Genomic DNA, 24,997 nt, shown 5'->3' on the forward strand with positions numbered 1-24,997 from the left:
CCACGCCCCCGGGCGGTTACGCAGGTTACGCCTTGACCCGCACGTCGTCGCGCAGCTTGGCCGCCAGTTCGGCGGTCTCGTCCAGGGAGCCGGACTGGCCGGAGGCGAGGGAGGCCACGCTGTAGTCGGACACGAAGGCGACGGTGCTGTGGTCGCCCCAGATGCACATCGGCATCTTGAAGCTCTTCGGCATGCCGGAGGCCGAGGACGAGGACTCGGTGTTGTCGATCTGCGCCACCTGGCACTTCATGACGCCGTCGGAGAACCCGGCCGGGTGCACGGTCTCCGGGCTGCCGAGCATCTTGCCCTTGGTGGTGGAGTCGCTCTGGTCCTTCGACGACTCGGTCTTGATCTTGGCGAACATCGCGTCGACCACGGCCTCGGGGTCCTTGACGGTGCCGTACACACCGCTGAAGGACAGACCCTTCTTGGTCAGCCCGGTGCCGGTCTCGTAGCTGGAGCTGACCTCCGTGGGGTTCTGCACGCCCCACTTCTGGAAGTCCGACTTGTCGGAGTCGCTGAGCCCCTCCGAGGACCCGTCCGAGCCGTCCTGCTTGGTGTAGGTCCCGTTGATCACCGTCGCCGGGGTGATCAGCTTGTGCGCGCCGTCGTCCGCGACGCTGCTGCTGCCGTCGCCGCCGCCGAGCAGGAAGACCGCGCCCACCACGATCGCCGCCACGACCACGACCGAGCCGATGATCAGACCGGTCTTCTTCTTGCCGCCACCCGGCTGGGGCGGCTGCGGCATGCCGCCGTAGGGCTGCTGCTGGCCATAGGGCGCCTGGCCGTACGGGCCGGGCTGCTGGGGCATCCCCGGCTGCTGGGGGTAGCCGTATCCCGGCTGCTGCGGCGGGGCCTGCTGGGGGTAGCCGTAGCCGGGCTGCGGCGAGGCCTGCGGGGGCTGCCCGTAGGGGCCGCCCTGCGGCTGCTGACCGTACGGCCCCGGCTGCTGCGGCTGCCCGTACGGACCGGGCTGACCCGGCTGTCCGTAGGGACCCGGCTGCTGGGGTGGCGGGCCGTACGGGCCCGGCTGGTTGTTGCTCATCTCTGGGATCCCCCTAGGACGCTTATATGTCCCTGACATCCTGAACCAGGCCGGAGAACCGCAGGGCACCGGGGGCCGCATCGTTACGAAACCCGTGAATGCCGAGGCCGGTCGGACGGCGACACAGGCATCGGGGCCTCTCCCGGAGGGGAGATGCACCGCGGCGATTCATGATGCCGTTGATTTCGCGGCGGGGGAACGGCATTGCCTGAGCGACGGGAACAGAGGCGACGCAAGGGCTTCGAGGATTCCGGGCGTACCTGTCGGCTCCATCCCTCCCCCGAGCAGGCGGAACGGCTCCGGGAGTGGGGCCATACCTGCCGCGCTGTTCTGCGCTCCGGCGTTTGGGCCCCACCCAACGGCAAGCCGCCCGTAGGCGTGGATTTCGGGGTCAAACATCCGGAACCTCGCAGACATGCGGCGCTTGCCATGCCCGCGACGCGGCATCACGCGTCAGCCGCGACGCCTTCGTCTGCACCTGCTGCGGGCACACCGACAACGCGGACCACAACGCATCGGTCGTGATCCTCGATCGTGTGCCGGCCCATCGGCCCCGTACCGCAGGGCATGCGGTGCACAGCACGCAGCGGCAGCCCCTCGTGGGCCGTCCGAGCCCCGCACCCGCGCGGGCGCGCGTGAACCCCTGACCTTCGCCGCACGGGCTCTGCCCCGCGGACAACAGGAGATCATCAGGAATCCCCGTAGCGGTTGATCACGGGGAGGATGCCAGAGAACAAACGCGTTTCGGGACCGGCCCGTGACCCCTCTAAACTGACCCCCGTGACCGAGAACGCTCAGCAGCAGCCACCCGCGCCCGACACCGAACTGCCGACCCAGTACGCGCCGGCCGATGTAGAGGGGCCGCTGTACGAGCGCTGGGTGGAGCGCGGGTACTTCGAGGCGGACGCGAAGAGCGAGAAGCCGCCGTACACCGTCGTCATCCCGCCGCCCAACGTCACCGGCTCCCTCCACCTGGGCCACGCCTTCGAGCACACGCTCATCGACGCCCTGACCCGCCGCAAGCGCATGCAGGGCTACGAGACCCTGTGGCAGCCCGGCATGGACCACGCGGGCATCGCCACCCAGAACGTGGTCGAGCGCGAGCTCGGCAAGGAGGGCAAGTCCCGCCACGACCTGGGCCGCGAGGCCTTCGTCGAGCGCGTCTGGAAGTGGAAGGGCGAGTCCGGCGGCCAGATCTCCGGCCAGATGCGCCGCCTCGGCGACGGCGTCGCCTGGTCCCGTGAGCGCTTCACCATGGACGAGGGCCTCTCCCAGGCCGTCCAGACCATCTTCAAGCGCCTGTACGACGACGAGCTGATCTACCGCGCCGAGCGCATCATCAACTGGTGCCCCCGCTGTCTGACGGCCATCTCGGACATCGAGGTGGAGTACCAGGACGACGACGGCGAGCTGGTCTCCATGAAGTACGGCGAGGGGGACGACGCCATCGTCGTCGCCACCACCCGTGCCGAGACGATGCTCGGTGACACGGCCGTCGCCGTCCACCCCGAGGACGAGCGCTACCAGCACCTGGTCGGCAAGCTCATCAAGCTCCCGCTGACCGACCGCTCCATCCCGGTCGTCGCCGACGCCCATGTCGACCCCGAGTTCGGCACCGGCGCCGTCAAGGTGACCCCGGCGCACGACCCGAACGACTTCGAGATCGGCCAGCGCCACGACCTGCCGTCCATCACCGTGATGGACGAGCACGCCGTGATCACCGTGCACGGCCCCTTCCAGGGCATGGACCGCCTGGAGGCCCGCTCCGCCATCGTCGCCGCGCTGCGCGCCGAGGGCCGGATCGTCGCCGAGAAGCGGCCGTACGTCCACTCCGTCGGCCACTGCTCGCGCTGCAAGACCACCATCGAACCGCGCCTGTCCATGCAGTGGTGGGTCAAGGTCGGCCCGCTCGCCAAGGCCGCGGGTGACGCGGTCCGCGAGGGCAAGGTCAAGATCCATCCGCAGGAGATGGAGAAGCGGTACTTCGACTGGGTCGACAACCTCCACGACTGGTGCATCTCGCGGCAGTTGTGGTGGGGCCACCGGATCCCGGTGTGGTACGGCCCCGAGGGCGAAGTCGTCTGCGTCGGCCCCGGCGAGCAGCCGCCCGCCGGTGAGGGCTGGCACCAGGACACCGACGTCCTCGACACCTGGTTCTCCTCCGGCCTGTGGCCCTTCTCCACCCTGGGCTGGCCCGAACAGACCGAGTCGCTCGCGAAGTTCTACCCGAACTCCGTCCTGGTCACCGGCTACGACATCCTGTTCTTCTGGGTCGCCCGGATGATGATGTTCGGCCTGTACGCGATGGACGGCACCCCGCCGTTCCACACCATCGCCCTGCACGGCATGGTCCGCGACCAGTTCGGCAAGAAGATGTCGAAGTCCTTCGGCAACGCGGTCAATCCGCTGGACTGGATGGACAAGTACGGCAGCGACGCCCTGCGCTTCACGCTGGCCCGCGGCGCCAACCCGGGTGTCGACGTGCCGATCGGCGAGGACTGGGTCCAGGGCTCGCGCAACTTCGCCAACAAGATCTGGAACGCGACGCGCTTCGCGCTGATGAACGGCGCGACGGTCGACGGCCCGCTGCCCGAGGCGTCGAAGCTCTCGGCGACGGACCGCTGGATCCTCTCCCGCCTCAACTCGGTCGTGGCCGAAGTCGACGCGCTGTACGAGGACTTCCAGTTCGCCAAGCTGTCGGACGCCCTCTTCCACTTCGCGTGGGACGAGGTCTTCGACTGGTACGTCGAGCTGTCCAAGACCGTCTTCCAGGCGGGCGGCGAGCAGGCCGAGGTCTCCAAGCGGGTCCTGGGCGAGGTCCTGGACGTCACCCTGAAGCTGCTGCACCCGGTGGTCCCGTTCGTCACGGAGACGCTGTGGACGACGCTGACCGGCGGCGAGTCGATCGTCATCGCCGAGTGGCCGGCCGACAGCGGCTTCCGCGACACGGCCGCCGAGCAGGAGATCTCCGCGCTCCAGTCCGTGATCACCGAGGTCCGCCGCTTCCGCGCCGACCAGGGCCTCCAGCCCGGCCAGCGGGTCCCGGCCCGGCTGACCCTGGACGGCACGGCGCTGGCGCCGCATGAGGCGGCCATCCGCCAGCTGCTGCGCCTCCAGCCGGAGGGCGACTCCTTCACGGCGACGGCCACCCTGCCGATCGCCGGTGCCGAGGTCGCCCTCGACCTCTCCGGCACCATCGACGTGGCCGCCGAGCGCAAGCGCCTGGCGAAGGACCTCGCCGCCGCCGAGAAGGAGAAGTCCCAGGCCACCGCCAAGCTGGGCAACGAGGCGTTCCTCGCCAAGGCCCCGGACAACGTGGTCGACAAGATCCGCACCCGCCTCACCAAGGCGGAGAACGACATCACCCGCATCCAGTCCCAGCTGGAGAAGCTGCCGGCAGCGTGAGTCGTTTTATGCAGGCTGAGGGCCCCGGTACCGGCGAGGTGCCGGGGCCCTCGGGCGTCTTCAGGGCCGGGAAGCCGCCGGAAGCGTAAGTCGTTTTGCGCTGCCGACCGCTCTCGTGCCGACGAGGCGCCGGTTTTCCGGCGTTTCTGGTGTTGGGATCCACCCGGAGCCTGCGTCGGCTCGGCGCCCTGGTGGGCGCTGGCCCCGGTGAGGCGCCGCGGTTCCGCCCCCTCAGAGGCTGAGAGGCCGCCGGGAGCGCAAAACGTTTTGCGTTGCCGATGGCTCCGGCAACGATGAGGTACCGGAGCCATCGGCATCCTCAGGGGCGCGGGGAACTGCGCGACAAGCCATGGCGGGCCCGCGGCCGGGTGTGACGATCAGCCGCCTTCGAACCGGCGCCGCAAGCCTCTCCCCGCCTCCGTAGACTGATACCCGTGAGCGACCTCCCGCACGAGAACGACCGGCCCGGCCCCCTCGACCCGTTCGAGGAGATCATCGAGGCCGAGACCGACCGCGACCCCGATCTGGCCGTCATCGAGGCCGGCAGCCGGACCCTCCGTACCCACGGCGGCGCGCCGGGGGCCGATGTGCCCGCGCGTCCCGAGGACCCGGAGGTCGACAAGGCCCTGCGCGAGGTCGAGGCGGAGCTGGCGACCCGCTGGGGCGAGACCAAGCTGGAGCCCTCGGTCAGCAGGATCTCCGCGCTGATGGACGTGCTGGGCGACCCCCAGCGCTCGTACCCCTCGATCCACATCACGGGTACGAACGGCAAGACCTCCACCGCCCGCATGATCGAATGCCTGCTCGGCGCCTTCGAGCTGCGCACCGGCCGCTACACCAGCCCCCATGTGCAGTCGATCACCGAGCGGATCAGCCTGGACGGCGCCCCGGTCTCCGCCGAGCGCTTCATCGAGACGTACCAGGACATCAAGCCGTACATCGAGATGGTGGACGCCGCCCAGGAGTACCGGCTGTCCTTCTTCGAGGTCCTCACCGGCATGGCCTACGCCGCCTTCGCGGACGCGCCGGTCGACGTGGCCGTCGTGGAGGTCGGCATGGGCGGCTCCTGGGACGCCACCAATGTGATCGACGGCGATGTCGCCGTCGTCACCCCGATCGGCCTGGACCACACCGACCGCCTCGGCGAGACCACCGGCGAGATCGCCGGTGAGAAGGCCGGCGTCATCAAGCAGGGCGCCACCGTCATCCTGGCCCAGCAGCCCGTGGACGCCGCCCAGGTGCTGCTGAAGAAGGCCGTGGAGGTCGACGCCACCGTGGCCCGCGAGGGCCTGGAGTTCGGCGTCGTGGCCCGCCAGGTCGCCGTCGGCGGACAGATGCTGACCCTGCGCGGTCTCGGCGGCGAGTACCCCGAGGTCTACCTCCCGCTGCACGGCGCCCACCAGGCGCACAACGCGGCCGTGGCGCTCGCCGCCGTGGAGGCGTTCTTCGGCGTCGGCGCCCAGCGCGCCGAACCCCTGGACATCGACACCGTCCGCAAGGCGTTCGCCGCCGTCTCCTCCCCGGGCCGCCTGGAGGTCGTACGACGGTCTCCCACCGTCGTCCTGGACGCCGCGCACAACCCGGCCGGTGCCGAGGCCGCCGCCGAGGCGGTGCGCGAGGCGTTCGACTTCACGCGGCTGATCGGCGTGGTCGGCGCGAGCGGCGACAAGAACGTGCGCGGGCTGCTGGAGGCCTTCGAGCCGATCTTCGCCGAGGTCGTCGTCACCCAGAACTCCAGCCACCGCGCCATGGACGCGGACGAACTGGCCGCCATCGCCGTCGAGGTCTTCGGCGACGAGCGGGTCCAGGTCGAACCGAGGCTGCCCGACGCCCTGGAGGCCGCGATCACGCTGGCCGAGGAGGAGGGCGAGTTCGCGGGCGGCGGTGTGCTGGTCACCGGTTCCGTCATCACGGTCGGCGAGGCCCGGCTGCTGCTGGGCAAGGGCTGAGGAGTCCGACGTGCGTACGCTCTGTTCATCCACGCTGATCGGCGAGTTCTTCGTCATCGGTTTCGCCGGTCTGGTCGCCATGAAGGACCCGAGCCTGTCGGTCTCCACCGTCTGGCTGGTCAGCGGCATCGCCATGGCCCTGTGTGTGCTGCTGTGCGGCATGGTGACCCGGCCCGGGGGCGTCGCCCTCGGCTGGGCCCTCCAGATCGCCCTGATCGCCTCCGGTGTCTTCGTGCCGACCATGTACTTCATGGGCGTGGTGTTCGCCGCCCTGTGGTGGGCTTCGGTGCACTTCGGGCGAAAGGTGGACGAGGCCAAGGCCCGGTTCGCGGCCCAGGCCGAGTCCTCGGCTGACGCTGCGTAACGGGCGCCCGGATACGCCCTGTAACCTCGTCCCACCGCACACGTCCCACGCGTAAGGAGTCCCCTCGTGAGCCAGCGCACCCTCGTCCTGCTCAAGCCCGACGCCGTCCGGCGCGGCCTGACCGGCGAGATCATCAGCCGTATCGAGCGCAAGGCCGGCTGGCAGATCACCGCGCTGGAACTGCGCTCCCTGGACCAGGACACGCTGGAGCAGCACTACGGCGAGCACAAGGGCAAGCCCTTCTACGAGCCGCTGGTCGCGTTCATGTCCTCCGGCCCCGTCGTCGCCCTGATCGTCGAGGGCGAGCGGGTCATCGAGGGCGTGCGCCAGCTCGCCGGTCCGACCGACCCGATCGCCGCCCAGCCCGGCTCCATCCGGGGCGACTTCGGCGTCATCGTCCGGGAGAACCTGATCCACGCCTCGGACTCCGAGGAGTCCGCCGAGCGCGAGGTGAAGATCTTCTTCCCGGGCCGCGCGTAATACCGGCGATAGAGGGAACGCGCGCCCCCGAACGCCCGTCTCCACAAGCGGGGCGGCCCGCCATCTGGTGACAATGGCGGAGACCCTCGCGCAGTGTTCGTGCAGGCGCGTTTACGATGGAAGCCTTCACGTCACAGCACCCGCCTCGCCTGCCTGACATGCCCTCAAAAGCTCAGGAAGGCCAGATGAATCCGGATGGGGAACTCAATGTCGTTCATCGGCCGTGACATGGCTGTCGACCTCGGGACCGCCAACACGCTGGTGTACGTCAGGGGTCGCGGAATCGTGCTCAATGAGCCGTCCGTCGTCGCGATCAACACCAACACCGGTGGCATCCTGGCGGTCGGCGCCGAAGCGAAGAAGATGATCGGCCGGACGCCGGGGAACATCGTGGCGGTCCGGCCGTTGAAGGACGGCGTCATCGCCGACTTCGAGATCACCGAGCGGATGCTGCGCTACTTCATCCTGAAGATCCACAAGCGCCGGTATCTGGCCCGCCCGCGCGTCGTGGTCTGCGTGCCCTCGGGCATCACGGGCGTCGAGCGCCGCGCGGTCATCGAGGCCTCCACCCAGGCGGGCGCCCGCCAGGTGCACATCATCGAGGAGCCCATGGCCGCGGCCATCGGCTCCGGCCTGCCGGTCCATGAGGCCACGGGCAACATGGTGGTGGACATCGGCGGCGGCACCACGGAGGTCGCGGTCATCTCGCTGGGCGGCATCGTCACCGCCCAGTCCATCCGGGTGGCGGGCGACGAGCTGGACAACGCGATCATCCAGTACATCAAGAAGGAGTACAGCCTTCTCCTGGGTGAGCGCACCGCCGAGCAGATCAAGATCACCATCGGTTCCGCGTACGAACTCGACTCCGACGAGCACACCGAAGTCCGCGGCCGGGACCTGGTGTCCGGGCTGCCCAAGACCGTCGTCATCTCGGCCGCCGAGGTCCGCAAGGCGATCGAGGAACCGGTCAACGCGATCGTGGACGCGGTCAAGACGACCCTCGACAAGTGCCCGCCGGAGCTGTCCGGCGACATCATGGACCGGGGCATCGTGCTGACCGGCGGCGGCGCCCTGCTGCGCGGCCTGGACGAGCGGCTGCGCCGCGAGACCGGCATGCCGATCCATATCGCCGAGGACCCGCTGGACAGCGTGGCGCTCGGATCCGGAAAGTGCGTCGAGGAGTTCGAGGCGCTCCAGCAGGTTCTGGACGCGCAGCCGCGTCGATGACACGGCGCATCGATTCCGCCGTACGAGACGTTCTCCTCTCGTACGGCGGATCGTTGATATAGAGGCATAAGCTCCCCCAAATGGGCCGCTTGGATTTGCGCCGCACCTTTCGCGCTTTTTCCGGGGACCCGACGAATTCCTACTTGAGGAAGGGCACGGCCGCCGCACGTGAGGGACACCAAAGAGAGCCGGCTGCTCCTGGTCCTGCTGATCGCCGTCGCGTTCGCGTTGATCACCGTGGATATCCGAGGGGGCCGGAACTCCCCGGTCGACGGTGCCCGGCAGGCCGCGGCCACCGTGTTCGGCCCGGTGGAGGACGGACTGTCCTCGGCGGTCGACCCGGTCGGCAACGCCGTCTCCGCGATCCGCGACTCGGGCGAGCGGCACAGCAGGCTCGCCACGCTGGAGAAGGAGAACGCGGCCCTCAAGGCGAAGCTCGGCAGCGACGACCGCAGCCGCAGCCGGCTGAACCAGCTCGACAGCATGCTGAAGCTCGCCGGTGAGGGCCAGTACGGCATCAAGGGCGCCCAGGTCGTCGCCATAGGGTCGGCGCAGGGCTTCTCCTGGACCATCACCATCGACGTGGGCGCGAGCGACGGCATCAAGCGGGACATGACCGTCCTCAACGCCGACGGACTGGTCGGCCGGGTCACCACGGTCGGGCCCGACACGTCCACCGTGCTGCTCGCCAACGACCCGGACTTCACCGTCGGCACCCGGATGGAGGGCAGCGACGAACTCGGCTTCGCCTCCGGGCAGGGCGACCGCCCGCTGCGCGTCCAACTCCTCAACGGCAAGGCCGAGGTGAAGAAGGGCGACCGCCTGGTCACCTTCGGCTCGGAGTCCGACAAGCCGTTCGTGCCGGGTGTGCCGGTCGGTGTGGTCTCGCGTGTCGACCCCTCCGGCGGCGGCCTGACCCGCACCCTGTACGTCACCCCGTACGTCAGCTTCACCAAGCTCGACATCGTCGGCGTGGTCGTCCAGGCGCCGAAGAAGGACCCGCGCGACGAGGTCCTGCCGAGCAAGCCCAAGCCGGTCCCGACGCCCACCGTGACCGTCACGGTCACCCCGTCCGCGGGCGCGAACCAGGGCGGCGGCCAGAGCGATCAGTCGCAGAGCGACCAGTCGCCGTCCGATCCGTCCCGGACCGACGAACCGCAGACCGACGAGCAGCCGTAGGAGCTCAATCCCCATGCGTGTCAACCGGATCCTGCTCTCCGTGCCGCTGGTCGTGGTCGCCCTGGTGATCCAGGTGAGCGTTCTCGCCCGCCTCCATCTGCCGGGCGCCGTCCCCGATCTGCTGCTCCTGACCGTCCTCGGCCTCGCCATGGTGTACGGCCATGTCGGCGGCGCCCTCGTCGGGTTCGCCGCCGGTCTGCTGGCCGACCTGGCCCCGCCCGCCGACCATGCGGCGGGCCGCTACGCCCTGGTGCTCTGTGTGACCGGCTACTTCGCCGGGCTGGTCAAGCCGGAGAACGGCCGGCTGAGGTCGGCGACCGGCCCGATGGCCGTGGTCGTCGTCGCCGCGATCGGCTCCACGCTGCTGTACGCCGGGGTGGGCGCCCTGGTCGGCGACACCGCCGCCCGCCATGTCGGGCTGCCCGGGCTGCTGATCTCGGCCGCCCTGTACGACCTGCTGCTGGCCCCGTTCGTGGTGCCGGCGGTGATGTGGCTGGCCCGCCGCTGCGACAACGATCCGCTGACCGAGACCACCGCCACCAGCGCCAAGGCGGCCGACATCTCCTCGGGCTGGCTGTCCTCCGGCACCGGGCTGCGCATCGGCAGCCAGCGCGGCGGCCTCGGCGCGCTCAAGGCCAAGGCCCGCACCCGCTCCGCCCGGGTCGGCCGGATCAAGGGGGTCAAGCGGCTGTGAACGCACGTCAGGCCTCCGGGGCGTCCGGGCTCCGCACATTCACTCGTACGGGTCGGCTTTCGCGGAACGCGGGCTCACAGACTGATCGTTCATCATTCGTACGCGCGCGGTCCGGTCGCACACACGCGCCGCGCGTCCGGGCGTCCGTGCGCTGAGAGGGGGAGCAGCCCGCAGTGACCAACATCCCCGAGACCGGCCGGACCCCACGGGTCCAGATCCGGCTCGTCGTGATCCAGATCCTCGTCCTCTCCCTGCTCGGCACGCTCGGCGGCCGGCTGTGGTACCTCCAGATCCGGGAGGGCGCGCAGTACCAGAAGGAGGCGTCGGGCAACCACGTCCAGCAGGTCGTCCAGCCCGCCGTGCGCGGCGAGATCCTGGACGCCCGCGGCGTGCCCCTCGCGGACAACGAGACCCGGCTGGTGGTCTCCGCCTCTCGCACCGACCTGCTCAAGCAGAAGGACGACGGCAAGGCGGTCCTGACCAAGCTGGCCGGGGTCCTCGGCATGCCGACCGAGGAGGTCATGCAGAAGGTCCGCCTCTGCGACGCCAAGACCCCCCAGCCCTGCTGGAACGGATCGCCGTACCAACCGATCCCGATCACCGACAAGGCCACGCCCCGCCAGGCTCTACAGATCCGCGAGCGCTCCGAGGACTTCCCCGGCATCACCGCCGAGCCCGAGGCCGTGCGCCGCTATCCGAGCCCCGGCAAGTCCAACACCGCGCAGGTCCTCGGCTATCTCTCGCCGGTCACCGACGACGAGATCCAGAAGGCCAAGGACACCAGCTCGCCCTATCTGCGCTCGGACATGGTCGGCCGCTCGGGCCTGGAGCGGGAGTACGACAAGGAGCTGCGCGGCAAGGCCGGCGTGACCCGCTACGAGGTGGACAACCTCGGCCGGGTCATCGGCAAGGCCAAGTCGGACGCGGCCGAGCCCGGTTCGAACGTGGTCACCAGCATCGACTCCCGCGTCCAGCGCGTCGCGGAGTACGAACTGGACAAGGCGATGAAGTCCGCCCGCACCCAGTTCGACTCCATCACCGGTGAGAACTACAAGGCCGACTCCGGCGCCGTCGTGGTGATGGAGGCCAAGACCGGCCGCATCGTCGCCATGGCCTCGGCGCCCACGTACGACCCGAACGCCTGGGTGGGCGGCATCTCCGCCAAGGACTACAAGGCCCTCACCGGCAAGAACTCCGACTACCCGCTGCTCAACCGGGCCATACAGGGTCAGGCCGCGCCCGGCTCGACCTTCAAGGTGGTCTCCACGGCCGCCGCCGTCCAGGCGGGCTACGCGTGGAACGGCGGCTACCCCTGCACCAGCGACTACCGCGTGGGCAACCAGATCTTCAAGAACTTCGAGGGCGAGAACTTCGGCGACATCTCGCTGGGCCGCGCCCTGGAGGTCTCCTGCGACACCGTGTTCTACGGCATCGCGGACAAGGAGTGGAAGCGGGACGGCGGCATCAACCCGAAGAAGGGCCAGCCGAAGGACTACTTCTTCAAGACCGCCCACCAGTTCGGACTGGGCAAGCCGACCGGCGTCGACCTGCCGAACGAGGTGGGCGGCCGCGTCCCGGACCGCCAGTGGAAGCTGGACTACTGGAAGGCCAACAAGGACTCCTGGTGCAAGACCGGCAAGAAGGACGGCACCTACGTCGAGAAGATCGCCTACGAGAACTGCCTCGAGGGCGACAAGATGCGCGAGGGTGACGAGATCAACTACTCCATCGGCCAGGGCGACACCCTCGTCACCCCGATCCAGGAGGCGATGATCTACGGCGCCGTCGCCAACGGCGGCACCGAGTACGTCCCGACCATCGGCAAGGCGATCGTCAGCCCCGACGGCAAGACCGTCCAGGAGATCAAGCCCCAGGTGCAGCGCAAGCTGCCGATCACCCAGGCCACCCTCAAGGGCATGAACGACGCCTTCGCGGGCGTCATCACCCGGGGTACGGCCGCGTGGAAGTTCAGCGGCTGGCCGCAGGACAAGATCCCGCTGCACGGCAAGACCGGTACGGCCGAGGTCTACGGCAAGCAGACCACCTCCTGGATGGCCACCTACTCCAAGGACTACACGGTGATCATGACGATCGCCCAGGCCGGTACGGGTTCCGGTGCCTCCGGTGAGGCCGTGCGCAACATCTACAGCGCGCTCTACGGCGTCCAGGGCGACGGCTCCGTCGACCAGAAGAAGGCGTTCCTGCCCGAGCCGCAGGCGTCCCTGCCGAAGGTCCGCACCGACGGCACCATCGTCGCCCCGGCGGTCCCCAAGGACGCGGCGAAGGACACCGAGGCCGCCCAGAAGAACAACCCGAGCAACGGCAGCGACCAGCAGCCCGCGGGCACCACGCCGCCCACCGACGACAACACCAACCCCCGAAGGCGGCGGCCGCGCCGTAGGCGCGGAAGCCGGAGGATGCCCTCATGACCGGCGCGAACAGCTTCTCCGTCTCCGGGTACGGACCCGCGCGGGCGGGCTGGACCCGGCTCTTCGCCCGCGACTCGCTGGCGCGGCGCCTGGACTGGCCGATACTGCTGTCCGCGATCGCCCTGTCGCTGATGGGCTCGATGCTGGTCTTCTCCGCGACCCGCAACCGCACCGAGATCAACCAGGGAGACCCTTACTTCTTCCTGGAGCGGCACCTGATGAACCTGGGCATCGGGTTCGCCCTGATGCTCGCCACCCTCTGGCTGGGCCACCGCGCCCTGCGCAACGCGGTGCCGGTCCTCTACGGCGCCTCGGTGCTGCTCGCCCTGGTGGTGCTCACCCCGCTCGGCGCGACCATCAACGGCCAGCGCAACTGGATCGTGATCGGCGGCTTCTCCGTCCAGCCCGCCGAGTTCCTCAAGATCGCGATCATCCTCGGCATGGCGATGCTGCTGTCCGCGCGGGTGGACGCGGGCGACAAGCCGTTCCCGGACCACCGCACCGTGGCGCAGTCCCTGGGCCTCGCGGCGGTGCCCTGCATGATCCTGCTGCTGATGCCGGACCTCGGCTCGGTGCTGGCGATGGTGGCCATCATCCTGGGCGTGCTGCTCGCCTCCGGCTCCTCCAACCGCTGGGTGTTCGGGCTGCTCGCCACCGGTGTGGTCGGCTGTATCGCCATCTGGCAGCTGCACATCCTGGACCAGTACCAGATCAACCGCTTCGCGGCCTTCGCCAACCCGGACCTCGACCCGGCCGGTGTCGGCTACAACACCAACCAGGCCCGCATCGCCATCGGCTCCGGCGGACTGACCGGCGCCGGGCTGTTCCACGGCTCGCAGACCACCGGCCAGTTCGTGCCCGAGCAGCAGACCGACTTCGTGTTCACGGTCGCGGGTGAGGAACTGGGCTTCCTGGGCGCCGGTTTCATCATCTTCCTGATCGGCGTCATCCTGTGGCGCGCCTGCCGGATCGCCCGGGACTCGACCGAGCTGTACGGCACCATCGTGGCCGCGGGCATCGTGGCCTGGTTCGCCTTCCAGTCGTTCGAGAACATCGGTATGACCCTCGGCATCATGCCGGTCACCGGTCTGCCGCTGCCGTTCGTGTCGTACGGCGGATCATCGATGTTCGCGGTGTGGGTGGCCGTGGGACTGCTCCAGTCGATCAAGGTGCAGCGGCCGATGTCGGCGTAAGGGCTCACCGCGGCAGAGGGCGTCCCCCCGGGCGCCCTCTGCCGTATTCACCCACCGCGCACTAGATTCAAATCATGGCGGAGACGAAACGCGAGATCGAGCGCAAGTACGAATCCGATGAGGGCGGGCTGCCCGACCTGACCGGCGTCGGCGGGGTGGCCGCCGTACTCGACAAGGGCCTGGTCGAGCTGGACGCCGTCTACTACGACACCGCCGACCAACGCCTCGCCGCCGCCTCCCTCACCCTGCGCCGCCGCACCGGCGGCTCCGACGCAGGCTGGCATCTCAAGCTCCCGGTCGCCCCCGGGGTCCGCGACGAGATCCGGGCCCCGCTCTCCGACACCCTCCCCGAGGAACTCGCCGCCCTGGTCCGCTCCCGGGTCCGGGAGGCGGAGCCGGTCCCGCTGGTCCGGCTGCGTTCCGCCCGGGACGTGCGCCATCTGGTGGACGCGGACGGCGCCCTGCTGGCCGAGGCGAGCATCGACGCGGTGACCGCCGAGCGGCTCACCGGCGCGGGCGGGCGGGCCCGGTGGACCGAGATCGAGGTGGAGCTGGCCGACGGGGGAGACCCGGCCTTCCTCGACCGGGTGGAGAAACGCCTGGCCAAGGCGGGCGTACGACCGTCCGCCTCGCCCTCCAAACTGGCCCGCGCCCTCGAACTCACCGGGGGCCTCCGCCGGCCGCCCGGCGCACGCGCCGAGCCGGTCACCGCGGGCGACCACGTCCTCGCCCATCTCCGTGTCCAGCGGGACGCCCTGGTCGCCCTCGACCCCGCCGTACGACTCGGCACGCCCGACGCGGTGCACCGGATGCGGGTCGCCACCCGCCGCGCCCGCAGCACCCTGCGCACCTTCCGCGCCGTCCTCGACCGCGCCGTCACCGAGCCCGTCGCCGCCGAGCTGAAGTGGCTCGCGGGCGAGCTGGGCGTCGACCGCGACCAGGAGGTGCTGGCCGAGCGGCTGACCACCGCCCTCGACGCCCTCCCGCCCGCCCTGGCCACCGGCCGGATCCAGGAGCGCCTCAGCTCCTGGGCCCGGGCCGGGGGCGCCGCCGCCCCCGCCCATCTCACCGGCGTCCTGGACTCCCCCCGCCACCTCGCCCTGCTGAACACCCTGGACGCCCTGCTCGCGGACCCGCCGCTGCGGGGGGCCGCCGCGCGGAAACCGAAGAAATTGCTCGGCGCGGCCGTACAGAAGGACCTCGCGAAGCTCACCACCCTGGTCGAGCGGGCGCTGGCCCTGCCGCCCGGCATCGAGCGCGATCTCGCCCTGCACGAGGCCCGGAAGAAGGCCAAGCGCACGCGGTACGCCGCCGAGGCCGCCACCCCCGCGCTCGGCGGCCCCGCCCGCGAGCTCACCGCCGCCATGAAGTCCCTCACCACTCTCCTCGGCGACCACCAGGACAGCGTCATGGCCCGCCACACCCTGCGCGAGCTGGCCGCGGTGGCCCATGCGGCGGGGGAGAGCGCGTTCCCCTACGGGGTGCTGTACGCCAGGGAGGAGGCGCGGGCGGCGGCAGCGGAGGCCGAGCTGCCGAAGCGGTGGCGCAAGGCCGTGGACCGCTCGATCGGCTGACCGTTCGGAGGAGGCTCGCGGGCGGGTTACGCTGGATGGTCACCCCTGTCCGCTCATGAAGGTTCGCGAGATGCCTGTCGAGTCGGTTTTCCCGCAGCTCGAAGCACTGCTCCCGCACGTGCAGAAGCCGATCCAGTACGTAGGCGGAGAACTCAACTCCACCGTCAAGGACTGGGAGGAGTGCGACGTCCGCTGGGCGCTCATGTACCCGGACGCGTACGAGGTCGGTCTGCCCAACCAGGGCGTCATGATCCTCTACGAGGTGCTCAACGAGCAGGACGGCGTCCTCGCCGAGCGCACGTACAGCGTGTGGCCGGACCTGGAGGCGCTGATGCGCGAGCACCGCGTCCCGCAGTTCACGGTGGACGGCCACCGCCCGGTGAAGGCGTTCGACGTGTTCGGCCTCAGCTTCTCCACGGAGCTGGGCTACACGAACATGCTCACCGCCCTCGACCTGGCCGGCATCCCGCTGGAGTCCAGGGACCGCACCGAGGACGACCCGATCGTGCTGGCCGGCGGCCACGCGGCGTTCAACCCGGAGCCGATCGCCGACTTCATCGACGCGGCGATCATCGGCGACGGCGAGCAGGCCGTGCTGGACATGACCCGGATCATCCGTCAGTGGAAGGCCGAGGGCCGCCCCGGCGGCCGCGAGGAGGTCCTCTTCCGGCTGGCGAAAACGGGCTCGGTGTACATCCCGGCGTTCTACGACGTCGAGTACCTCCCCGACGGCCGGATCGGCCGCGTCGTACCGAACAAGTCGGGCGTGCCGTGGCGGGTCTCCAAGCACACCGTCATGGACCTGGACGAATGGCCGTACCCCAAGCAGCCCCTCGTGCCGCTGGCCGAGACCGTCCATGAGCGCATGTCGGTGGAGATCTTCCGCGGCTGCACCCGCGGCTGCCGCTTCTGCCAGGCGGGCATGATCACCCGCCCGGTGCGCGAGCGCTCCATCACGGGCATCGGCGACATGGTGGAGCGCGGTCTGAACGCGACCGGCTTCGAGGAGGTCGGCCTGCTCTCCCTGTCCTCCGCGGACCACTCGGAGATCGGCGAGATCGCCAAGGGCCTGGCGGACCGCTACACGGACGACAAGATCGGCCTGTCGCTGCCCTCCACCCGGGTGGACGCCTTCAACGTCGACCTGGCCAACGAGCTGACCCGCAACGGCCGCCGCTCCGGGCTCACCTTCGCCCCCGAGGGCGGCTCCGAGCGCATGCGCAAGGTCATCAACAAGATGGTCTCCGAGGAGGACCTGATCCGTACGGTCGCCACGGCCTACGGCAACGGCTGGCGCCAGGTGAAGCTGTACTTCATGTGCGGCCTGCCCACGGAGACCGACGAGGACGTGCTCCAGATCGCCGACATGGCGACCCATGTCATCCAGAAGGGCCGCGAGGTGTCGGGGGCCAACGACATCCGCTGCACCGTCTCGATCGGCGGCTTCGTCCCCAAGCCGCACACCCCCTTCCAGTGGGCGCCGCAGCTGTCGGCGGAGGAGACGGACGCGCGGCTGCAGAAGCTGCGCGACAAGATCCGCGGCGACAAGAAGTACGGCCGTTCCATCGGCTTCCGCTACCACGACGGCAAGCCCGGCATCGTGGAGGGACTGCTGTCCCGCGGTGACCGCCGGATCGGCGATGTCATCCGCGCCGTCTACGAGGACGGCGGCCGCTTCGACGGCTGGCGCGAGCACTTCTCCTACGACCGCTGGATGGCCTGCGCCGACAAGGCCCTGCCCGCCCACGGCGTGGACGTCGACTGGTACACCACCCGCGAGCGCACCTACGAGGAGGTCCTGCCCTGGGACCACCTCGACTCCGGTCTCGACAAGGACTGGCTCTGGGAGGACTGGCAGGACGCCCTCGACGAGACCGAGGTCGAGGACTGCCGCTGGACCCCGTGCTTCGACTGCGGTGTCTGCCCGCAGATGGACACCCACATCCAGATCGGCCCGACGGGCAAGAAGCTGCTGCCACTGACCGTGAAGAACACGGGCCCGGCACCGGCGGCGAGCGGGCACACGCACTGACGAGTTCGAGTGACGGTCGAGCCCCTTCCCGGAGTGGGAAGGGGCTCGTTGCCGTCGGGTTCGTCAGGCGAGCAGTTCCTCGGCCCAGGTGCGGCCGGGGGCGGTGACGCCGGGCGGGCAGGCGAACAGGCCGGAACCGACGTGCTGGATGTACTCGTTGAGGGCGTCGTTCATGCCGAGCTTGCGCTGGAGCGCCACGAACTGCTCGCGCGGGTCCTTCTGGAAGGCGATGAAGAACAGTCCGGCGTCCAGTTCGCCGCTGGCCGCGACGATGCCGTCGGTGAAGGAGTAGCCGCGCCGCAGGATGCGGATGCCCCCGTTGTTCTCGTGGGCGGCCAGCCGCATGTGCGCCTTGGCCGGGATGACCGGTTGGCCGTCGGCGCCCTTGGCCTTGAAGTCGGGGGTATCGAATTCCTTCGAGCCCGTCAGAGGGGCCCCGGAGTACTTGTAGCGGCCGAACACGTTCTGCTGGTCGGCGAGGTAGTCGCGGTCCCAGCCCTCGATCCGCATCTGGATCCGCCGGGCCACCAGGTAGCTGCCGCCGCGCATCCACGCCTGATCGGTCTCCTTGCCGACCCATACGTGCTGGTCCATCAGGTCGGTGTCGTCGCCGTGGATGTTGCGCGTGCCGTCCTTGAAGCCCATCAGGTTGCGCGGGGTCTGCTGGTCGGCGCCGTTGGAGGCGGCCTTGCCGAAGCCGAGCTGGGACCAGCGCATGACCACGGTGTCCCGGCCGATCCGGGCCAGGTTGCGGATGGCGTGGAAGGCGACGAGCGGATCGTCGGCGCACGCCTGGATCGCGAGGTCGCCGCCGCTGCGGTCCGGGTCCAGATCGGCCGGGGGCAGATGCGGCAGGTCCGCGAGCGCGGCCGGGCGGCGGTCGGCGAGCCCGAACCGGTCGTCGAACAGCGAGGTGCCGAGGCCGAAGGTGATCGTGAGGTTGGCCGGGGACAGCCCGTACGCCTCGCCGGTGTCGGCCGGCGGGGCGCTGAGGTCGGTGTTGTCGCCCGGCACGGTGCGGCCCTGGGTCATCGCCGCGGCGGCCGCGGTCCAGGTCCGCAGCAGGGCCCGCAGGGCGGCCCGCTTCTCCTGGACGCTGCCGGTCGCCGTGATGTCGTAGGCGGCGAAGGCCAGCCGGTCCTGGGCCGGGGTGGCGATACCGGCCTGGTGGGTGCCGTGGAACGGGACCCGGTCGGCCGGGGCCGCGGCGGCGTGGGACTCGGACCGGCAGCCGGTCAGGGTCCCGGCGGCGGCTCCGCCCGCGAGGGCCGCCCCGCCGAGGGCGAGCAGCCCCCGGCGGGAGTGATGGCGCTCGCCCATCAGCCGTTCACCTTGGCGGCGACCTGGGAGAGCGGTTCGGCGAGTCCGTCGACCTTCTGGGTGAGCACGCGCCGCTTGTCGTCGCCGACGGTGGAGTAGTCCACGTACCCGGAGCCCTTCTTGTAGGGCTGGAGCGCGGTGAGCACGCTCGCGTACTGCTGCGTGACCGTCTTCGCCAGCGTCGGGTCGATCCGGGTGAGGGCGGGCTTCAGCAGGTCGAACGCCTTCTCGCCGCCGACGACGTTGGCCTCGAAGTCGGACAGGTCGGTGTGGCTGTAGCGGTCCTCCTCACCGGTGATCTTGCTGGAGGCGACCTCGTTGAGCAGATCGGTGGCGCCGTTGGCGAGCTGGGCCGGCTGGTACGACGTCTTCGCCACCAGCGACTTGAGCTTCGCCACGTCGGCGTCGAGCTTGTCGGCGATCGGGGCCGTGCCGGTCAGGGACTTGTCCTGCCACAGCGCCTTCTCCAGGCGGTGGAAGCCGGTCCACTTGGACTGGTCCGTGACGTCGTTGACCCGGGCGTCGATGTCGGGGTCGAGGTCGCCGAAGCTCTCGGCGACCGGTTCGACCTCTTCGTAGTAGTAGCGGGCGGGTGCGAACGCCTGCTTCGCGCGGGCGATGTCACCGGCCCGGACCGCGTCGGTGAACTTCTTCGTCGCCGGGACCAGCTTGTCGACCTCGGTGACGACGTAGCTCTGGTAGCCGCCGACGGCCTGGTCCAGATCGGCCTTGACCTTGGGGTCCTGCGAGGCCTTGGCCGCCGCGCCGGTGACGGTGAACGCGGTCTTCTCGGTCTTCGCGTTGGGGCAGTAGACCTGGTACTTGCCGCCGTTCAGATGCAGCGAGAAGGTGCCGGACAGACCGGGGGAGAGGTTCTCCTTCTCGCCCATGATGATGTCGTTGCGCAGCAGTTCGGCCTCGGAGACCTTGTCGGCCTTGGTGTTCTTCACCGTGAAGGTGACCGGGCCCGCGGCCACGGAGTTCGGCGAGACGTGGCAGCCGTTGTCGTCGAGTTCGACGGAGACCTTGGCCGCGCCGGCGGGGGCACTGTCCGTCTTGTTCTTGGCGCATCCGGTGGCGACGAGCCCGGCGATGGCCAGGAGGCCGGTGACCTGGAGGACTCGCGGCGTGGTGGATCTGGGCATGGGACAGTGCTCCCTCGGGCTCAGGGGTGGTGCAGGGGAATCGGGTGGGGAAGGGGCGGGCGCGGTCAGGCGTGTTCGGTGCTCTCCACCGCGGCCGGAGCGGGTTTGCCCGCGGGGCGGGCGGCGCGGCGCGGCCAGGCGACATAGGCGAGCATCGGCAGCGCGTACACCAGCCAGGCCACCGCTTCGGCGACGACGGGCTGCGGCTGCAGACCCAGGACGCCGGTCAGCAGGGAGGACACCACGGTGCCGGGGCGTACCAGCCAGCCGAGGTCCACAGCCTGGGCCTGACCGGCGTTCAGCCATCCGGCCTCATGGGCGGTGTGCATGACGGTCATGACCAGGCCGGCCGCGACGAGGACCAGGACCAGGCCGGTGACCTTGAAGAACCGGCCCAGGTCGAGGCGGACTCCGCCGCGGTAGATGCCGTAGCCGATCACGACCGCGATCAGGATGCCGATCAGCGCACCGGTGGTGCCGCTCGCGACACTGGTGCTGTTCTGGATCACGGAGATGAGGAACACGGCGGTCTCGAAGCCCTCCCGCAGTACGGCGAGGAAGGCCATGGCCACGAGGGCCCGGGCGGATCCCTGGGCCAGCGCGTGTGCGGCCTGGCCCTCCAGCTCCTTCTTCATGCCGCGGGCGTGCCGGTTCATCCACAGGATCATGAAGGTGACCATGACGACGGCGAACGCGCCGATCACGGTCTCCAGTCCTTCCTGCTGGCGCTGCGGCAGTTCACGGGAGAGCGTGATCAGCCCGATCCCGATCGCCAGGCACAACAGGACGGCGGCGACCACACCGATCCACACCTGGCGCAGGGCGTCGCGGCGGCCGGCGCCGGCGAGGAAGGCGGCGATGATGCCGACGATGAGCGACGCCTCAAGGCCCTCCCGCAGCCCGATCACAAGAGTGGGGATCACAGGGACATTCCTTCCGGACAGCGCTCGAACGTGTCTGAGAGTAAGCCCCACTGATGAAAGGTAAGGTTAGCCTTACCTAAAGGGTGAGTAATGACGCTGCGGGCCGGGGTCCGGGCGGTGCATGGCTCGCGAACGGCCTGATGTTCACCGTCGGCCTTATGTATAACTTAGGTTAGCCTAACCTGCCATGACTGAACTGCTGCTGGCCGGGGACACGGCCGGATACGCCCTGCCCGAAACCTGGCGGGCCGTGACCAAGACGGGCTACTTCATCGGCCTGACCGGCTCCATCGGCGGTCTCGTCACCTTCGCGACCACCGTCCGTCCGGCGCTCAAGGGGGCCTCGGACGCGGCCGACGACGTCTCCGTGCTGCGCCACCGGTCGGCGCTCTTCCTCGCCTGGGCCGGTGTGCTGCTGCTGGTGACCGGATACCTCCAGCTCGCCGCGCGCGTGGCCCGGGCGGGCGCGGGCATGCCCTTCGGCGACGCCCTCGCGCCGGGGCGGATATGGCGGTTCCTGCGGGCGCCCGCCGACAAGGGGGCCTGGATCGCGCAGGGCACCGTCTTCCTGGTGCAGAACCTCGTCCTCCTCGCCACCGCGGCCGCCCTCATGGCCCTGTTCGGGCGCGGGGCGCGGCACCGGCTGGAGCGGGTCGCCCTCGCCGTGCTGCCGCTCGCGCTGGCGGTGACCCTGATCGCCGCGGTCCCGGTCAGCACCGCGCTGTCGGCGGACGACGTCCTGGACCTGGTCCTCACCCAGATCCATATCGTCAGCGGCACGGTGTGGCTCGGCGGCCTGGTCCTGCTGAGCGTCCTCGCCGGTGCGCGCCGCCGACTGAGCCCGGACGCGGGGCTGCTCTGGGCGGACATGTGGCGCCGCTTCAGCCTTGTCGCGATGGTCTGTGTCGCCGCCGTCGTCGTCTCGGGGCTGTGGATGAGCTGGGAACACGTCGGCCGGATCAGCCAGTTGTGGACCACCGGTTACGGGTTCGCCCTGCTGGTGAAGATCCTTCTCGTGCTGGGGCTGGTCACCGCGGGCGCCTTCAACCAGTTCTGGCTGATGCCGCGCATGACCCGGGCCCGGCGGGCGGGCGAGACGGCCTCGCTCTTCCGTCTGACGCTCCGGCACTTCCCCAAGGTCGTCTGGGGCGAGGTCGTCCTGGGCCTGGCCGTCCTCGTGGTGGTCCCCTTCCTCAGCGGCTCCGCCCGCGCGGAGGCCGGCAGCCCCCCGGCCGAGCCGTCGGCCGGCGTCTTCACCGCGGGCGCCACCCTCGCCCTCGCCCTCGCGGCCTCCCTCTACGCCACGGCCAGAACCTCCGACGCCCTGTCCCGCCGACCGGGTGCGTCCATGGAGGCCGCTTGACCTTCGAAATGAAGGCGAGGGGGGGCGGTTCCGGGGTCGTGGCGTCGGCATCCGCCCGGGTGTGAGGCGTCGGAGTGTTCACGTTACGTAATCAGATGGGCGGGTTCGAGGCCGAGCGAACCGGTCGGATGTGGCGCACCGTGACGGAACGCCGAGCAGCGGTGTCGCCAGGGAATCGCAGGTCCCGTCCGGAAATGCGGGCACGCGGCGTCTGCCGGGAGCATGACTTTCCGTCAGGGGCCCGCGGTGTCTCGTCAGTCGTCCGTGTGATGACGGATCACCTGTCGGCGGACCGAGCGCCAGCGGGAGCGGGTCTGGGAGACGACGTCGTTCCATTGGCGGCGGACCTCGTCGTCGGGGGTGCGTTCGCCGTGGGAGATGCGGGTCAGCTCGTCGCGGATCTCGCGGCCCATCACCGAGGCGCCGACGATGCAGAGCATGACCGCGAAGAGGGCGGAGATCATCGCGAAGACCGCGCCGACGACGCCGTAGCGCTGGGCGGAGGTGTTGAAGAGGTGCGGGAGGTAGAGGGTCGCGCCCACGGAGTAGACCGCGATGGCCACCGCGCCGGTGATACCGAAGGGGATCAGATCGCGCCAGGCGACCCGGCGGGCGGACAGCAGGACGCCGGTCCAGACCAGGAAGACCGCGGTCACCGGCAACTCGACCGCCGCGCTGAGCAGATGCGCCCGGCTCTCGCTCGGCAAGGACTGGATCAGGGCGCTGATCGCCATGTAACAGGCACCGGAGAGCAGCCAGCCCAGCCCGTTGCGGGTGTTGCGCACACTGAGGGACCGGAGCTCCCAGGTTTGCTCGAACAGGCGTTGCAGCGCCCGGGTGAAGCTCAGTGCCGAGACCGCGAGGAACAGCACGCCGAGGACACTGACGTCCACCTGCTCCTGCTCGGGCGAGAAGAGCGCGTCGACCGCCGCCGCGCCCTCGTCGGTCAGGCCGTACCGGGTGATCAGCTGATGCGCGATGTCGTACGAGCCGACGCTGGTCAGCACCGCCGCGCCCAGGATCACCAGCGGCACCAGCGCGGTCAGGGCGCTGGAGGCGAGGGCCATGGAGCGGTCGAAGCCCGCGACCCGCTGGAAACGGCTCAGCACCCGCAGCGTGAACGCAGGACGCAGCCAGAAGGTGAGGGTCCTGAGCAGGCGCCGGCCGCGGTTCTCCGCCGTCGTACCCTCCGGGGATCGTCAGAAGGGGGCAAAGTCAGCAAAAGGGAGGGTAACCGTCCGTGCCCGCCCCGCTCCCGGTCGACACGACGGGAACCCCGGAGCGCCGTGGCACGTACTCTTGAGAGGAGTACGACCGCTCTCACGAAGGACTAGGACACTGGGCAAGCGACAGCCCGAAGGCCCGCCGCCCGCACCCGCGGTGCAGCGCATCCGACTGCGCTACACCAAGCGCGGCCGCCTGAGGTTCACCAGCCACCGAGACTTCCAGCGCGCCTTCGAGCGTGCGCTGCGCCGCGCCGAGGTGCCCATGGCTTACTCGGCCGGATTCACGCCGCACCCGAAGGTGTCGTATGCCAATGCCGCACCCACCGGCACCGGCAGTGAGGCGGAGTACCTGGAGATCGCGCTCACCGCGTCGCGCGACCCCGAGAAACTGCGCGTCCTCCTCGACGAGTCGCTGCCCACCGGGCTCGACATCGTCGACGCGGTCGAGGCGCACACCTCGGGTCTCGCCGACCGGCTGACGGCCTCCGTCTGGGAGCTCAGGCTCACCGGAGTCGATCCGGCCGACGCCGAACGCGCGGTCGAGGCCTTCAACGGGGCCGAGTCCGTCGAGGTGCAGCGCATGGCCAAGAACGGTGTGCGCACCTTCGACGCCCGCCCGGCCGTGGCGAGCCTTCAGGCGCACGGCGCACCGGCTGATGGGCCGACCGACCAGCCCTGTGCGATACTGCGGCTGGTTGTTCGGCACGTGACGCCTGCCGTACGACCCGACGACGTCCTGTCCGGTCTCCGCGCCGTGGCCGACCTGGCGCCGCCGGTCCCCGCAGCGGTGACCAGGCTGGCGCAGGGGCTGTTCGATGAAGAGACCGGTGAGGTGACCGACCCGCTCGCGCCCGACCGCGAGGCAGTCACGGCCCCAGTGGCCGTACCCGCTGCCGCCGCGACGGCGCCGGCGCCGGAAGGTCCCGCGTAGGACGCACGCCGTAGCGCCGCCCTCGTACTCGGGAGCCACCTGGGTCGGGCAGCGCACCGACCAGAAGACTTTCGCCAGGCCGTACCGACAAGGCGTACGGAACCGGCGAGACAGGACACAGAGTGCTCCCGTGCGGCGCCCGCGCCCCGGACGGCGGCCATCGCGCATCGCGCGGGCCGCGGACGTCACCGGTGGGCGGCCCCTTCGGGCCGGTGCCGGAACCAGGCGCGGCGCCCGGGAGCCTGACGGGAGAAACGCCCGCATGCTCGAGCCGACCGAACCCATCGAGGGTTCCGAACTGAACACACCGAGCGACACCCTGCCGCCGCGCAGGCGTCGCCGTGCCGCCTCTCGCCCCGCGGGCCCGCCCGTCGCGGCGGAGGCGCCCACCGAGGTCACCGTCCCGGCCATACCGGCCGCGGAGGACACCGAGGAGACGGCGGAGACCGCCGCCGAGGCCCAGCCCGCGCAGGCGGCCGAGGAAGCCGCACCCGCCGCGCGTCCGCGCCGCCGTGCCG

Annotated in this window: 20 protein-coding genes; 15 read left to right on the plus strand and 5 right to left on the minus strand. The window is 70.2% G+C overall.

Annotation, left to right across the window (positions count from 1 at the left end):
• Nucleotides 1-25 precede the first annotated feature (25 nt).
• On the minus strand, nucleotides 26-1,045 hold the full coding sequence (locus tag ACLF5H_RS34360; protein WP_421679918.1) for a hypothetical protein: 1,020 nt from the start codon (nucleotides 1,043-1,045) through the stop codon (nucleotides 26-28).
• Between the two features lie 305 nt (nucleotides 1,046-1,350).
• Here ACLF5H_RS34360 and ACLF5H_RS34365 point away from each other — a divergent pair, with 305 nt between their 5' ends.
• The 12 genes from ACLF5H_RS34365 (at nucleotide 1,351) to ACLF5H_RS34420 (ending at nucleotide 17,571) form a co-directional block, all read left to right on the plus strand.
• Complete coding sequence (locus ACLF5H_RS34365) at nucleotides 1,351-1,692, plus strand: zinc ribbon domain-containing protein (RefSeq protein ID WP_421679919.1); 342 nt, start codon at nucleotides 1,351-1,353, stop codon at nucleotides 1,690-1,692.
• 133 nt (nucleotides 1,693-1,825) lie between these two features.
• Entirely contained in the window at nucleotides 1,826-4,450 is a 2,625-nt protein-coding gene (locus ACLF5H_RS34370) for a valine--tRNA ligase (protein ID WP_421679920.1), read from the plus strand.
• A 434-nt stretch (nucleotides 4,451-4,884) separates the two neighbouring features.
• Nucleotides 4,885-6,399, plus strand: a complete 1,515-nt coding sequence (gene folC, locus ACLF5H_RS34375) for a bifunctional tetrahydrofolate synthase/dihydrofolate synthase (RefSeq protein ID WP_421679921.1) — start codon at nucleotides 4,885-4,887, stop codon at nucleotides 6,397-6,399.
• A gap of 10 nt (nucleotides 6,400-6,409) precedes the next feature.
• On the plus strand, nucleotides 6,410-6,763 hold the full coding sequence (locus ACLF5H_RS34380; protein WP_086808261.1) for a DUF4233 domain-containing protein: 354 nt from the start codon (nucleotides 6,410-6,412) through the stop codon (nucleotides 6,761-6,763).
• Nucleotides 6,764-6,829: 66 nt separating this feature from the next.
• Nucleotides 6,830-7,243 (plus strand): nucleoside-diphosphate kinase, encoded by a 414-nt coding sequence (gene ndk, locus ACLF5H_RS34385; RefSeq protein WP_093678346.1) that lies wholly within the window; start codon nucleotides 6,830-6,832, stop codon nucleotides 7,241-7,243.
• 207 nt (nucleotides 7,244-7,450) lie between these two features.
• Nucleotides 7,451-8,470 (plus strand): rod shape-determining protein, encoded by a 1,020-nt coding sequence (locus ACLF5H_RS34390; protein WP_046421714.1) that lies wholly within the window; start codon nucleotides 7,451-7,453, stop codon nucleotides 8,468-8,470.
• Between the two features lie 168 nt (nucleotides 8,471-8,638).
• Complete coding sequence (gene mreC / locus ACLF5H_RS34395; protein ID WP_421679922.1) at nucleotides 8,639-9,649, plus strand: rod shape-determining protein MreC; 1,011 nt, start codon at nucleotides 8,639-8,641, stop codon at nucleotides 9,647-9,649.
• A 13-nt stretch (nucleotides 9,650-9,662) separates the two neighbouring features.
• The gene (gene mreD / locus ACLF5H_RS34400; RefSeq protein ID WP_421679923.1) at nucleotides 9,663-10,343 is read left to right on the plus strand and encodes a rod shape-determining protein MreD; all 681 of its coding nucleotides are present in this window, start codon (nucleotides 9,663-9,665) and stop codon (nucleotides 10,341-10,343) included.
• Nucleotides 10,344-10,516: 173 nt separating this feature from the next.
• Nucleotides 10,517-12,772 carry a penicillin-binding protein 2 gene (gene mrdA, locus ACLF5H_RS34405; protein WP_421679924.1) on the plus strand — a complete coding sequence of 752 codons (2,256 nt, stop codon included), beginning with the start codon at nucleotides 10,517-10,519 and terminating at the stop codon, nucleotides 12,770-12,772.
• The gene (gene rodA / locus ACLF5H_RS34410; RefSeq protein WP_085564718.1) at nucleotides 12,769-13,965 is read left to right on the plus strand and encodes a rod shape-determining protein RodA; all 1,197 of its coding nucleotides are present in this window, start codon (nucleotides 12,769-12,771) and stop codon (nucleotides 13,963-13,965) included. Before mrdA ends, rodA begins: the two co-directional genes overlap by 4 nt.
• A gap of 74 nt (nucleotides 13,966-14,039) precedes the next feature.
• Nucleotides 14,040-15,539, plus strand: a complete 1,500-nt coding sequence (locus ACLF5H_RS34415) for a CHAD domain-containing protein (protein WP_421679925.1) — start codon at nucleotides 14,040-14,042, stop codon at nucleotides 15,537-15,539.
• Nucleotides 15,540-15,609: 70 nt separating this feature from the next.
• Nucleotides 15,610-17,571 (plus strand): TIGR03960 family B12-binding radical SAM protein, encoded by a 1,962-nt coding sequence (locus ACLF5H_RS34420; RefSeq protein ID WP_421679926.1) that lies wholly within the window; start codon nucleotides 15,610-15,612, stop codon nucleotides 17,569-17,571.
• A gap of 63 nt (nucleotides 17,572-17,634) precedes the next feature.
• Here the strand turns inward: ACLF5H_RS34420 and efeB are convergent, their stop codons facing one another.
• The 3 genes from efeB to efeU all read right to left on the minus strand — a co-directional run bounded on the left by efeB (nucleotide 17,635) and on the right by efeU (nucleotide 20,959).
• Nucleotides 17,635-18,891, minus strand: a complete 1,257-nt coding sequence (gene efeB, locus ACLF5H_RS34425) for an iron uptake transporter deferrochelatase/peroxidase subunit (protein WP_421679927.1) — start codon at nucleotides 18,889-18,891, stop codon at nucleotides 17,635-17,637.
• Complete coding sequence (gene efeO / locus ACLF5H_RS34430; protein WP_421679928.1) at nucleotides 18,891-20,036, minus strand: iron uptake system protein EfeO; 1,146 nt, start codon at nucleotides 20,034-20,036, stop codon at nucleotides 18,891-18,893. Before efeO ends, efeB begins: the two co-directional genes overlap by 1 nt.
• Nucleotides 20,037-20,101: 65 nt before the next feature.
• The gene (gene efeU, locus ACLF5H_RS34435) at nucleotides 20,102-20,959 is read right to left on the minus strand and encodes an iron uptake transporter permease EfeU (protein ID WP_421679929.1); all 858 of its coding nucleotides are present in this window, start codon (nucleotides 20,957-20,959) and stop codon (nucleotides 20,102-20,104) included.
• Nucleotides 20,960-21,146: 187 nt separating this feature from the next.
• Between efeU and ACLF5H_RS34440 the strand changes: the two genes are divergently transcribed.
• Nucleotides 21,147-22,322 (plus strand): CopD family protein, encoded by a 1,176-nt coding sequence (locus ACLF5H_RS34440; protein WP_421679930.1) that lies wholly within the window; start codon nucleotides 21,147-21,149, stop codon nucleotides 22,320-22,322.
• Nucleotides 22,323-22,576: 254 nt separating this feature from the next.
• Here the strand turns inward: ACLF5H_RS34440 and ACLF5H_RS34445 are convergent, their stop codons facing one another.
• Nucleotides 22,577-23,431, minus strand: coding sequence for a YhjD/YihY/BrkB family envelope integrity protein (locus tag ACLF5H_RS34445; protein ID WP_421679931.1), 855 nt, complete (start codon nucleotides 23,429-23,431; stop codon nucleotides 22,577-22,579).
• A gap of 271 nt (nucleotides 23,432-23,702) precedes the next feature.
• On the opposite strand from ACLF5H_RS34445, the gene ACLF5H_RS34450 reads away from it, so the two are divergent.
• Nucleotides 23,703-24,479 carry a TIGR03936 family radical SAM-associated protein gene (locus tag ACLF5H_RS34450; RefSeq protein ID WP_421679932.1) on the plus strand — a complete coding sequence of 259 codons (777 nt, stop codon included), beginning with the start codon at nucleotides 23,703-23,705 and terminating at the stop codon, nucleotides 24,477-24,479.
• A 262-nt stretch (nucleotides 24,480-24,741) separates the two neighbouring features.
• Nucleotides 24,742-24,997: hypothetical protein (locus tag ACLF5H_RS34455; protein WP_421679933.1), on the plus strand; the 256-nt coding region annotated here is incomplete at its 3' end.

The sequence above is a fragment of the Streptomyces sp. LaBMicrA B280 genome, assembly GCF_049222185.1.
GTDB lineage: Bacteria > Actinomycetota > Actinomycetes > Streptomycetales > Streptomycetaceae > Streptomyces > Streptomyces murinus.